Annotated in this window: 8 protein-coding genes; 3 read left to right on the forward strand and 5 right to left on the reverse strand. The window is 62.2% G+C overall.

Translation table 11 applies throughout. From position 1 onward, the window contains the following. Positions 1-244: 244 nt before the first annotated feature. The 5 genes from asd to leuC form a co-directional block, all read right to left on the reverse strand. Entirely contained in the window at positions 245-1357 is a 1113-nt protein-coding gene (asd, locus tag ACM6IM_RS11115; protein WP_414865145.1) for an aspartate-semialdehyde dehydrogenase, read from the reverse strand. 68 nt (positions 1358-1425) lie between these two features. Further along, a complete protein-coding gene (gene leuB / locus ACM6IM_RS11120) occupies positions 1426-2508 on the reverse strand; it encodes a 3-isopropylmalate dehydrogenase (RefSeq protein ID WP_414865146.1) in 1083 nt (360 codons plus the stop codon). 65 nt (positions 2509-2573) lie between these two features. Further along, positions 2574-3341 carry a class I SAM-dependent methyltransferase gene (locus ACM6IM_RS11125; protein ID WP_414865147.1) on the reverse strand — a complete coding sequence of 256 codons (768 nt, stop codon included), beginning with the start codon at positions 3339-3341 and terminating at the stop codon, positions 2574-2576. Between the two features lie 119 nt (positions 3342-3460). After that, positions 3461-4105 (reverse strand): 3-isopropylmalate dehydratase small subunit, encoded by a 645-nt coding sequence (leuD, locus tag ACM6IM_RS11130; RefSeq protein WP_201189278.1) that lies wholly within the window; start codon positions 4103-4105, stop codon positions 3461-3463. 11 nt (positions 4106-4116) lie between these two features. Further along, positions 4117-5535: a 3-isopropylmalate dehydratase large subunit gene (leuC, locus tag ACM6IM_RS11135; RefSeq protein ID WP_414865148.1), complete on the reverse strand. Its 1419-nt coding sequence runs from the start codon at positions 5533-5535 to the stop codon at positions 4117-4119. A 147-nt stretch (positions 5536-5682) separates the two neighbouring features. On the opposite strand from leuC, the gene ACM6IM_RS11140 reads away from it, so the two are divergent. From ACM6IM_RS11140 to ACM6IM_RS11150, 3 genes are all read left to right on the forward strand, one after another. Further along, positions 5683-6573 (forward strand): LysR family transcriptional regulator, encoded by an 891-nt coding sequence (locus ACM6IM_RS11140; protein ID WP_201189282.1) that lies wholly within the window; start codon positions 5683-5685, stop codon positions 6571-6573. A 65-nt stretch (positions 6574-6638) separates the two neighbouring features. Beyond that, a complete protein-coding gene (locus ACM6IM_RS11145; RefSeq protein WP_414865149.1) occupies positions 6639-9917 on the forward strand; it encodes a PAS domain S-box protein in 3279 nt (1092 codons plus the stop codon). A 500-nt stretch (positions 9918-10417) separates the two neighbouring features. Then, the gene (locus ACM6IM_RS11150) at positions 10418-12691 is read left to right on the forward strand and encodes a nitric-oxide reductase large subunit (RefSeq protein WP_414865150.1); all 2274 of its coding nucleotides are present in this window, start codon (positions 10418-10420) and stop codon (positions 12689-12691) included. Positions 12692-12732 lie beyond the last annotated feature (41 nt).

Raw genomic sequence — 12732 nt, forward strand, 5'->3', positions numbered from 1 at the left:
CTCTGGCGAAACGGGGGAGCGGCACTTTACCGGGTGGGTGGGGTGCAGGCAATTTCTGCCGGGGTTTGTGTTGGGTGTACCGGCCCCTTCGCGAGCAAGCCCGCTCCCACAGATACAGCGGTGCCCTTGTGGGAGCGGGCTCGCTCGCGAAGAGGTCGGGACAGACACTCAAAAACATCAGACTGCCGACATAAAAAAACCCGCGCCTCCTTCAAGGCACGGGTTCTTTCATTGCATCAACCGATCAACGCTCAAGCAGAATCCGCAGCATGCGACGCAGCGGCTCGGCCGCGCCCCACAGCAGCTGGTCGCCGACGGTGAAGGCGCCAAGGAACTGCGACCCCATGTTCAGCTTGCGCAGACGGCCAACGGGGATGTTCAGGGTGCCGGTGACCTTGTTCGGGCTCAGCTCCTGAATGCTCGCATCACGGTTGTTCGGCACCAGCTTGACCCAAGGGTTGTGCTGGCTGATCAGCCCTTCGATGTCGGCCATCGGCACGTCTTTGTTCAACTTGATGGTCAGCGCCTGGCTGTGGCAGCGCATGGCGCCGATACGCACGCAGATACCGTCCACCGGGATCGGGCTCTTGAAGCGACCGAGGATCTTGTTGGTCTCGGCCTGAGCCTTCCATTCTTCGCGGCTCTGACCGTTCGGCAGTTCCTTGTCGATCCACGGAATCAGGCTGCCGGCCAGCGGTACGCCGAAGTTTTCGGTCGGGTACGCGTCGCTGCGCATGGCTTCGGCGACACGACGGTCGATGTCGAGGATGGCACTGGCCGGGTCGGCCAGCTGATCGGCGACGGAGGCGTGGGTTGCGCCCATCTGCTTGATCAGTTCACGCATGTTCTGCGCACCGGCACCGGAGGCCGCCTGATACGTCATGGCGCTCATCCACTCGACCAGACCGGCTTCGAACAGGCCGCCCAGGCCCATCAGCATCAGGCTGACGGTGCAGTTGCCACCGATGTAGTTCTTGGTGCCCGCGTCGAGCTGCTGGTCGATGACCTTGCGGTTCACCGGGTCCAGCACGATCACCGCGTCATCCTGCATGCGCAGGCTGGAAGCGGCGTCGATCCAGTAGCCCTGCCAGCCGGCCTCGCGCAGTTTCGGGAAGACTTCGCTGGTGTAGTCGCCACCCTGGCAGGTCAGAATCACGTCGAGGGTTTTCAGCTCTTCAATGCTGTAAGCGTCCTTGAGCGGAGCAATTTCCTTGCCCACGGACGGGCCTTGGCCACCGACATTGGAAGTGGTGAAAAACACCGGCTCGATAAGATCGAAATCCTGCTCTTCCAGCATCCGCTGCATGAGCACGGAACCGACCATACCGCGCCAACCGATCAGACCTACACGTTTCATCGCAACTACACCTTCTTGAAAAGTGGGCCGCTGCTTCCGGGGGTGAAAGTGGCAGCGGGCCCGAGAGATTACAGATTCCGCAGCGCGGCGACTACTGCGTCACCCATTTGCTGCGTACCGACCTTGGTGCAACCGGTCGACCAGATGTCGCCGGTGCGCAAGCCCTGATCCAGCACCAGGCTCACGGCTTTCTCGATGGCATCGGCCGCGGCCGACTGGTTGAAGCTGTAACGCAGCATCATCGAGACCGACAGGATGGTCGCCAGCGGGTTGGCGATGCCCTGGCCGGCGATATCCGGCGCCGAACCGTGGCACGGCTCGTACATGCCCTTGTTGTGGGTGTCCAGGGACGCCGACGGCAACATGCCGATGGAGCCGGTGAGCATCGAGGCCTGGTCGGACAGGATGTCGCCGAACATGTTATCGGTGACGATCACGTCGAACTGCTTCGGCGCGCGCACCAGTTGCATGGCCGCATTGTCGACGTACATGTGGCTCAGCTCGACCTCGGGGTAATCCTTGGCCACCTGCTCGACGATTTCGCGCCACAGCTGGCTGGACGCCAGGACGTTGGCCTTGTCCACCGAGCACAGCTTCTTGCTGCGCACCATGGCCATGTCGAAACCGACACGGGCGATGCGGCGGATTTCGCTTTCGCTGTACGGCAGGGTGTCGTAGGACTGGCGCTCGCCGTTCTCCAGGGTACGGGTGCCGCGTGGCGCGCCGAAGTAGATACCGCCGGTCAGTTCGCGAACGATCAGAATGTCCAGGCCCGAGACGATTTCCGGCTTCAGGCTCGAAGCCTCGGCCAATTGCGGGTACAGGATCGCCGGCCGCAGGTTGCCGAACAGGCCCAGTTGCGCACGGATTTTCAGCAGACCGCGCTCAGGACGGATGTCACGCTCGATGGTGTCCCATTTCGGGCCGCCCACGGCGCCCAGCAGCACGGCATCAGCCGCACGCGCGCGGTCCAGGGTTTCATCGGCCAGCGGCACGCCGTGCTTGTCGATGGCGGCGCCGCCGATCACATCGTGGCTCAATTCAAAGCCCAGGCTGTACTTGTCGTTGGCCAGTTCCAGCACCTTGACCGCTTCGGCCATGATTTCCGGGCCAATACCGTCGCCAGGGAGAATCAGAATCTGCTTGCTCATGCTTTCCTCATGTCATCAGTCGGTGCGCCCTGAGGCGCGCCCGGAAAAAGTCTATCGATCGGGGCTCATTTTTCGGCGAACAGTACCAGTACATCGGTACTGAACGAACCATCGGCCTCAATCTCGAAATATTCGCGCACTTCGTTGCCCATCGACTGCTGCAATTCGCGGATCGCCGCGCGCATCGCTGGGGGTGTGCGCATGCGCTCGACCCAGGAATTGTATTCCAGGCGCAGGCGTTGACGCGTGGTGCTGCGGGCATGCAACCCGGCCTCGCTGACCTGGCGCAACCACTCGCCGGCGGAATAATCGCGTACATGGCTGGTGTCGCGTAGCACTTCGACACTCTGCAGGTAAGTGTCGAACAACGGGCTACCCGGTGACAACACGTCGACGAACGCCGCCACGCCGCCCGGCTTCAGCACCCGGCGCACTTCGCGCAGGGCCAGGCCCAGGTCGCTCCAATGGTGCGCCGAATAACGGCTGAACACGAAGTCGAATTCACCCTCGGCGAACGGCAAGCGCTCAGCGGCGCCGCACACCGTGGAAATATTGCCCAAGCCGCGATCAACGGCCGCTGCGGCGACCACATCGAGCATTTGCTGCGACAGGTCGTAAGCCACCACCTCCCTGGCCTGCGACGCCACGTGGAAACTCACGTGGCCGGCGCCACAGCCCAGGTCCAGGACCCGGGCCTCGCCCTGCCCCGCCAGCTCAGCCTGTAGCAGGGCGAATTCAGTGCCTTGAGCGTGGACAGCGCTGCTCAGGTAGGCCGAGGCCTGCTCACCGAATTGTTTCTGGACGACCTGGCTGTGTTGGACGGTGCTGGTCATGGGGTACTTCCTTTTGTAGTTGAATCCTGAGGTGTTGATTCGGGCCCTATCGCGAGCAGGCTCGCTCCCACAGGGGAATAGATTTCAATGTGGGAGCGAGTTTGCTCGCGATTGGGCCATCAAGCATCGCGAAACAACCACGGCTGGCTAGCACGGTGCTTGCTTTCAAACGCTGCAATCGCATCGCCGTCCTGCAGGGTCAGGCCGATATCGTCCAGACCATTGAGCAGGCAATGCTTGCGGAACGCATCGATCTCGAAATTCAGCACCTTGCCATCCGGACGGGTCACGGTCTGGGCTTGCAGGTCGATCTGCAACTGGTAGCCCGGATCGGCCTCGACCTGCTTGAACAGCTCGTCGACTTCCTCGTCGCTGAGAATGATCGGCAGCAAGCCGTTCTTGAAGCTGTTGTTGAAGAAGATGTCGGCGTAGCTCGGCGCGATGATGCTGCGGAAACCGTACTCTTCCAGCGCCCATGGCGCGTGTTCACGGCTGGAGCCGCACCCGAAGTTCTCGCGGGCCAGCAACACGCTGGCGCCCTGGTAACGCTCGGCGTTGAGGACGAAGTCCTTGTTCAGCGGGCGCTTGGAGTTGTCCTGGTAGGGCTGGCCGACATCCAGGTAACGCCACTCGTCGAACAGGTTCGGACCGAAGCCGGTGCGTTTGATCGACTTCAGGAATTGTTTCGGGATGATCTGGTCAGTGTCGACGTTGGCACGATCCAGAGGCGCGACAAGACCGGTGTGCTGGGTAAAAGCTTTCATGCTGCGCTCCTTCAGATCAATTCACGAACGTCGACGAAACGACCGTTCACCGCCGCCGCAGCAGCCATGGCCGGGCTCACCAGGTGGGTACGCCCCCCCGCGCCCTGACGGCCTTCGAAGTTGCGATTGGAAGTCGACGCGCAATGCTCGCCCGACTCCAAACGGTCCGGGTTCATCGCCAGGCACATCGAGCAGCCCGGCTCACGCCATTCGAAACCGGCTTCGAGGAAGATCTTGTCCAGGCCTTCGGATTCGGCCTGCGCCTTCACCAGGCCCGAACCCGGCACCACGATGGCCTGCTTGATGGTCGAGGCCACCTTGCGACCCTTGGCGATGACCGCCGCCGCACGCAAGTCCTCGATCCGCGAGTTGGTGCAGGAGCCGATGAAAACACGATCGAGCTGGATGTCGGTGATCGCCTGATTGGCGGTCAAGCCCATGTACTTCAAGGCGCGCTCGATGGAACCGCGCTTGACCAGATCGGCTTCCTTGGCAGGGTCCGGCACGTTCTGATCGACGGCCAGTACCATTTCGGGCGAGGTGCCCCAGCTGACTTGCGGCTTGATCTGAGCGGCGTCGAGTTCAACGACGGTGTCGAACACGGCATCGGCATCGGACACCAGGTCTTTCCAGGCTTCGACGGCCAGGTCCCATTCTGCGCCTTTCGGGGCGAACGGACGGCCTTTCACGTAGGCCACGGTCTTTTCGTCGGCCGCCACCAGACCGACGCGTGCACCGGCTTCGATGGACATGTTGCAGATGGTCATGCGGCCTTCGACGGACAGGTCGCGAATGGCGCTGCCAGCGAATTCGATGGCATGGCCGTTACCGCCGGCCGTGCCGATCTTGCCGATCACGGCGAGAACGATGTCCTTGGCCGTCACGCCGAACGGCAGCTTGCCTTCGACGGATACCAGCATGTTCTTCATTTTCTTGGCGACCAGGCACTGGGTGGCGAGCACGTGCTCGACCTCGGAGGTGCCGATCCCGTGAGCCAACGCACCGAAGGCGCCGTGGGTCGAAGTGTGGGAGTCGCCGCAGACCACGGTCATGCCCGGCAAGGTCGCGCCCTGCTCCGGGCCGATGACGTGGACGATGCCCTGGCGCACGTCATTCATCTTGAACTCGACGATGCCGTACTCATCGCAGTTGTCGTCGAGGGTCTGCACCTGCAGGCGCGAGACCTGGTCGGCAATGGCTTCGATGCCGCCCTTGCGCTCCGGCGTGGTCGGTACGTTGTGGTCCGGGGTCGCGATGTTGGCATCGATGCGCCAAGGCTTGCGCCCGGCCAGGCGCAGGCCTTCGAAGGCTTGCGGCGAGGTCACTTCGTGGATGATGTGACGATCGATGTAGATCAGCGCAGAGCCATCGTCGCGCTGCTTGACCAGGTGCGAATCCCAGAGCTTGTCGTAGAGCGTTTTGCCGGCCATCAGACGGTTCCTCATCAGCTTGTTTCTATGCCCCGGGTCTTGAACGATTCAATAACCCTTTGGCTTGTGAGGCTGATGCTATGGGGTTAGATTAAATAACTCAAATTCATATTTTTTATGCTTTGGATAACCAGCTGGAATGACTCCATGGACCTCGCCAATCTGAATGCCTTTATTGCCATTGCCGAGACCGGCAGCTTCTCCGGCGCCGGCGAACGCCTGCACCTGACGCAGCCGGCCATCAGCAAGCGCATCGCCGGCCTCGAGCAGCAATTGAAGGTGCGCCTGTTCGATCGCCTGGGGCGCGAAGTCGGCCTGACCGAGGCCGGGCGCGCCTTGTTGCCGCGGGCCTATCAGATTCTCAACGTACTGGACGACACCCGCCGCGCTCTGACCAACCTGACGGGCGAGGTGAGCGGTCGCCTGACGCTGGCCACCAGTCACCATATCGGCCTGCACCGCTTGCCGCCCTTGCTGAGGGAGTTCACCCGTCGCTACCCACAAGTGGCGCTGGATATTCAGTTCCTCGATTCGGAAGTGGCCTACGAAGAAATTCTGCATGGCCGCGCCGAACTGGCGGTCATCACCCTGGCGCCGGAACCCCATACCCTGGTCAAGGCCACTGCGGTATGGGATGACCCCCTGGATTTCGTGGTCGCTCCGGAGCATTCGCTGATCAGCAACGGCGCGGTCAGCCTGGCGGACATCGCCCGGCACCCGGCGGTGTTCCCCGGCGGCAACACCTTCACCCACCACATCGTCCAGCGCCTGTTCGAAGCCCAGGGCCTGACGCCGAACATCGCCATGAGCACCAATTACCTGGAAACCATCAAGATGATGGTCTCTATCGGCCTGGCCTGGAGTGTGCTGCCACGCACCATGCTCGACGAGCAAGTTGCACGAATACCTTTGCCGGGCATACAACTCACTCGCCAGCTAGGCTATATCTTGCACACCGAACGGACGCTGTCGAACGCAGCACGGGCTTTCATGGCCCTGCTGGATGCGCAAATCGATCTGCCAGGGACTCAAGGCTAAGTTGTGCTACTCCTATAGAGCCGCGAATGCCTGTGCCTAACGCCAATTCAGCCTAAGGCTTGCCAATGCCCAAATCTGTTGACCGTATTCCGCCCATGCCACGTATCCAGGCGCTCGACCCGAAGCGGTCCGAGCAGAGCTGGGAAAGCGCCCCACAGTTACTGGCCGCCCTCAACGGCGCACGCCTGGGCGCCTGGTACTGGGACATCGAGCGCGGGCAGATCAGTTGGTCGCGGGGCACGCAGGCCTTGTTCGGTTTCGATCCTCACCAGCCCTTGCCTGCCGACCTGGAATACCTCGACCTGTTGCCGCCCGAAGATCGCGCCAAGACGGTCCGCGCCTTCCACGCCGTGATTGCCGGCGCGCCGCTGGAGCAGGCGATGCACCACCGCATCCGCTGGCCCGACGGCAGCCTGCACTGGCTGGAAATCAACGGCAGCCTGCTGCCGGACAAACACGGCCGTCCGCGGATGATCGGGGTAATCCGCGAGATCACGCACCAGCGCCAGCGCGAACAGGCGTTGAGCAGCTCGGAAAAACGCTTCGCCACGCTGTTTCACCTGTGCCCGAACATGGTGTTGCTGACCCGCCAGGAAGACGGCCTGATCACCGAAGCCAACCAGTATTTCGAAAGCCTGTTCGGCTGGCCGGTGCAAGCCGCGATTGGCCGCACCACGGTCGAGCTGGGTTTGTGGGTGCACCCCGAGCAACGGGAAAAACTGGTCAAGGCGACCAAGGCCAAAGGCGAACTGGTCAGCATGGAAGTGCAGTTTCGCGCAAGCAACGGGCAAATCCACGACGGCATTCTCAGCGCACAAAAAGTCGAACTCGAGGGCCAGCCCTATCTGCTCAGCACCTTCCTCGACACCACCGAGCGCAAGGCCGCCGAACTCGCCCTCAAGGACAGCCAGGAGCGCCTCGACCTGGCGCTGGACTCGGCGCAACTGGGCACCTGGGACTGGCACATTCCCAGCGGCATGCTGTACGGCTCCGCGCGAGCCGCGCAACTGCACGGGCTGGACGCCAAGCCGTTCCATGAATCGTTCGAGGACTTTTTCGAGGGCGTGCCCGGCGAAGAGCGCGACAGCATGCGCGATGCCTATCGAAGCCTGCGTGAAGGCCCGGCCGGCAACTATCAATTGACCTATCGCGTGCAGCTCGAGGATGGCTCTTCGCGCTATCTGGAGAGCCGCGCCCGCCTCTACCGCGACCAGAACGGCGCACCACTGCGCATGGCCGGCACCCTGCTGGACATTACCGACCAGGTCGAGCGCGAGCAGAAGCTGGTCGCCTCCGAAGAGAAGTTCGCCACGCTGTTCCAGGTCAGCCCGGACCCGATCTGCGTCACGCGCCAGGACACCGGCCAGTTCATCGAAATCAACTCCAGCTTCACCCAGACCTTCGGCTGGGGCACCGCCGAGGTCATCGGTCGCAGCGCCGACGAAATCGGCCTGTGGGACGCCTCGACCAAAAGCCAGCGACGCATCGAACAAGTCATCCGCGAACAGGGATTGAACAACGTCGCCATCCTGGTCAGGCACAAGAACGGTCAAACGCTGACGTGTGTGATTTCCAGCCGCCAGATCATCGTCGGCGACCAGCCCTGCATCGTTACCACGCTGCGCGACATTACCCAGCAACAACGCTCGGAAGCGGCCCTGAAAGCCAGCGAAGAGAAATTCGCCAAGGCCTTCCACTCCAGCCCGGACGCCATCACCATCACCGAACGCGAGACCGGGCGCTACCTGGAGGTCAACGATGGATTCTGCCGCCTGACCGGCTATCGCGCCGATGAAGTGGTCGGCCGTACGGTGTATCAGGTCGGTATCTGGGCCGAAGAAAAGCAACGCTCGGCGCTGCTGGCCGAATTGCAGATCAAGGGCCGGGTTCATCATCAGGAAATGCTCGGGCGCAACAAGCGCGGAGAATTGCTCACGGTCGAAGTGTCCGTGGAACCGATCACCCTCAACGAAACCGACTGCCTGCTGCTGACCGCTCGCGACGTGAGCCTGCTGAAAAATGCCGAAGCGCAGATCCGCCACCTGGCCTATCACGATCCGCTGACCAACCTGCCCAACCGCGCGCTGCTGATGGATCGCCTGAGCCAGCAGATCGCCTTGCTCAAGCGCCACAACCTGCGCGGCGCCCTGATGTTCCTCGACCTCGACCACTTCAAGCACATCAACGACTCGCTCGGCCACCCGGTGGGCGATACGGTGCTGAAGATCATCACGGCGCGCCTTGAAGCCAGCGTGCGCATGGAGGACACCGTCGCGCGCCTGGGTGGCGACGAATTCGTGGTGCTGCTCAGTGGCCTCGAAGGCACGCGCAATGAAGTCTCGGCCCAGGTCCGCGAGCTGGCCGATACCTTGCGCGAGTTGCTGTCCGAGCCGATGTTTCTCGACGGCCAACGCCTGCAAGTGACGCCCAGTATCGGTATCGCGCTGATTCCTGATCACGGCTCGACCCCGACCGACCTGCTCAAACGCGCCGACATCGCGCTCTACCGGGCCAAGGACTCCGGCCGCAACACCGCGCAGATGTATCACAACACCATGCAGAAGGCCGCCAGCGAGCGCCTGCGCATGGAAACCGACCTGCGCCTGGCCCTTTCCCGGGGCGAATTCGATGTGCATTTCCAACCCCAGGTCGACGCGCGGGACAACCGCATCGTCGGCGCCGAAGCGCTGGTACGCTGGAACCACCCGGAGCTCGGCGCGCAATCCCCGGCCGAATTCATCAAGGTGCTGGAGGACAGCGGCCTGATCCTGGAGGTCGGCACCTGGATCGTCGACGAAGCCTGCGATGCCTTCAGGCAACTGATTGCCCTGGGGTTGATCGACCCGCTGCAGTTCAGCCTTTGCGTGAACATCAGCCCCCGGCAGTTCCGCCAGAACGACTTCGTCGAGCGCATCGAACACAGCCTCGAGAGCCACGGCCTGCCCTGCTCGATGCTGAAACTGGAAATCACCGAGGGCATCGTCATCCAGAACCTGGAAGACACCATCAGCAAAATGCGCCGCCTGAAAAAACTTGGCGTCAGTTTCGCCATGGATGACTTCGGCACCGGGTATTCCTCGCTGACCTACCTCAAGCGCCTGCCGGTCGATACCCTGAAAATCGACCAGTCGTTCATTCGCGACGCCACCACCGACCCCAACGACGCCGAGATCATCCGCGCCATCGTCGCCATGGCGCGCAGCCTGGAATTGAAAGTGATTGCCGAAGGGGTCGAGACGCCGGAACAACTGGAGTTTCTCCAGGGGCTGGGCTGCCACCTGTACCAAGGTTATCTGCACAGCAAGCCCTTGCCGGTGGAGGCGTTTCAGAAGCTGCTGCGTTGATCGGGGTCCTCCTGCGGGACGCATACCTGAGTATGAATCGCTAAAACCTACACATGACACCACTGACCCTGCGTACAAATGACGCGGCGCCGGCCACCCCGTACATTTGATCCCACGACGACGGCATGCCCCCCGCACCGCCGTCGGCTGATCGCTGACAGTCGATCACCCTCCCTGGCAATACCCGGCCCTACCCTTCCCGATCACAGGGCCGGTTTTTTTGCGCCCGCATACCCGTTATGCGGGCGCTTTTTTATAGGTCATATCGACCAGGTCGTAGTCAATGTGACCTTTTCGCATCGAGTCATATAGACACGGCAGCAGCAGTCCACCGGGTAAAACCTGGCGATTGCGGGCGGCACGAGTCTTGATAGGGCTACGCCCATATGCCGAACGTCAACATCAAGGAGCTGATATGCACCGCAACACCTATCCGGCAGCGATGACGCTGTCGCGGCCACTGCACAACCCTGTTCCGTCCGTGAACATTGAGGTGATCCATGGGTGAATACCGCAAATTATGGTGGTCGCTGATCGGCGTCCTCGGCGTGACCTTCTGCCTGCTGGGCTGGTTCGGTCGCGAGATCTACCGCCAGGCTCCGCCGATCCCCGAGCAGGTGCAGAGCGCCGATGGCACCACGCTGTTCCGCGCCGCTGACATCCTGGATGGCCAGACAGCCTGGCAGAGCATCGGCGGCATGCAGCTGGGCTCGATCTGGGGCCACGGTGCGTACCAGGCGCCGGACTGGACGGCCGACTGGCTGCACCGCGAACTGCTCGCCTGGCTGGACCTGGCGGCGCAACAGCGTTTTGCCAAAGCCTATCGGGATATCGATGACGACCAGCAAGCCCTGCTGCGCCATCAACTCAAACGCGAATACCGCGGCAACCGCCTGGTCAACGGCACCCTGGTGCTCAGCGAGCGCCGCATCCAGGCCATCGCAAAAACAGCAGCGTACTACCACGCACTGTTCAGCAACGACCCGTCGCTGCACGGCAGCCGCGAAAGTTTCGCGATGAAAGAAAACACCCTGCCCGATGCCGCCCGGCGCGAGCAACTGACCCACTTTTTCTTCTGGACCGCCTGGGCCGCCGCCACCGAGCGCGACGGTCAAACGGCGACGTTTACCAACAACTGGCCCCACGAACCCCTGATCGATAACAACGCCACGGCCGAGAACATGGTCTGGTCGATTGTCAGCATCGTCGTGTTGCTGGCGGGCATCGGCTTCCTGGTCTGGGGCTGGGCGTTCCTGCGTAACCACGAGGAAGGCGAACCCAAGGTGCCGGCGCAGGATCCGCTGAGCCTGATCAAGCTCACGCCTTCGCAAAAGGCCCTGGGCAAGTACCTGCTTCTGGTCGGTGCGCTGTTCGGCTTCCAAGTGCTGATGGGCGGCGTGACCGCGCACTACACCGTTGAGGGCCAGGATTTCTACGGCCTGCCACTGTCGAAGTGGTTCCCCTATTCGCTGACCCGGACCTGGCATCTGCAGAGCGCGATGTTCTGGATTGCCACCGGCTTCCTCGCCGCCGGGCTGTTTCTGGCGCCGTTCATCAACGGCGGCAAAGACCCCAAATACCAGAAGCTGGGCGTGGACCTGTTGTTCTGGGCCCTGGTGCTGGTGGTCGTGGGTTCCTACACCGGCAACTTCCTCGCCATCGCGCAACTGATGCCCGTCGAATGGAGTTTCTGGCTCGGTCACCAGGGTTACGAGTACGTCGACCTGGGCCGCCTGTGGCAGATCGCCAAGTTTGCCGGGATCGTGTTCTGGCTGGTGCTGATGCTGCGCGCGATGGTGCCTGCCCTGCGCCAGCCCGGTGACAAAAACCTGCTGGCGCTATTGGCCTGTTCGGTGATTGCCATCGGCCTGTTCTATGGCGCGGGCCTGTTCTACGGCGAACGCACCAACCTGTCGGTCATGGAGTACTGGCGCTGGTGGGTCGTGCATCTGTGGGTCGAAGGCTTCTTCGAAGTGTTCGCCACCACCGCGCTGGCGTTCATCTTCACCAGCATGGGCCTGGTGTCCAAGCGCCTGGCGACGACCGCGACGCTGGGGTCGGCCTCGCTGTTCATGCTCGGTGGTGTGCCCGGGACCTTCCACCATATCTATTTTTCCGGCACCACCACACCGGTGATGGCGGTCGGCGCGACGTTCAGTGCACTGGAAGTGGTCCCGCTCATTTTGCTGGGTTATGAGGCCTGGGAAAACTGGCACCTCAAGGAACGCGCGGCGTGGATGACGAAAATTCGCTGGCCGCTGCAGTTTTTCATCGCCACCGCGTTCTGGAACATGCTCGGGGCCGGTGTCTTCGGGTTCCTGATCAACCCGCCGATTTCGCTGTATTACATCCAGGGTCTGAACACTACGCCACTGCACGCCCACGCCGCGCTGTTCGGCGTCTACGGCTCGCTGGCACTGGGTTTCAGCCTGTTGATCCTGCGTTACCTGCGGCCGAACCTGCAGTTCAACGATCGCCTGATGAACACCGGTTTCTGGTGGCTCAACGGCGGGCTGGCGCTGATGATTTTCACCAGCCTGCTGCCCATCGGCATCCTGCAGTTCTATGCCAGCGCCAGCCAGGGCTTGTGGTACGCCCGCAGCGAGGCGTTCATGCAACAGGACCTGCTGCAAACCCTGCGCTGGGTGCGCACCTTCGGCGACATCGTGTTCCTGGTCGGCGCGTTTGCGGTGATCTGGCAAATCGCCGGCGGGCTGCTGTTTTCGTCCCGCCATCCGCGCGCCGTGAACACCCAGACGGTCGGCCAGCGTTAAACCGGCAAGCACAAAAAAAGGGCGCCATTGGCGCCCTTTTT

This window comes from Pseudomonas sp. IT-P12 (genome assembly GCF_949767465.1).
Lineage (GTDB): Bacteria > Pseudomonadota > Gammaproteobacteria > Pseudomonadales > Pseudomonadaceae > Aquipseudomonas.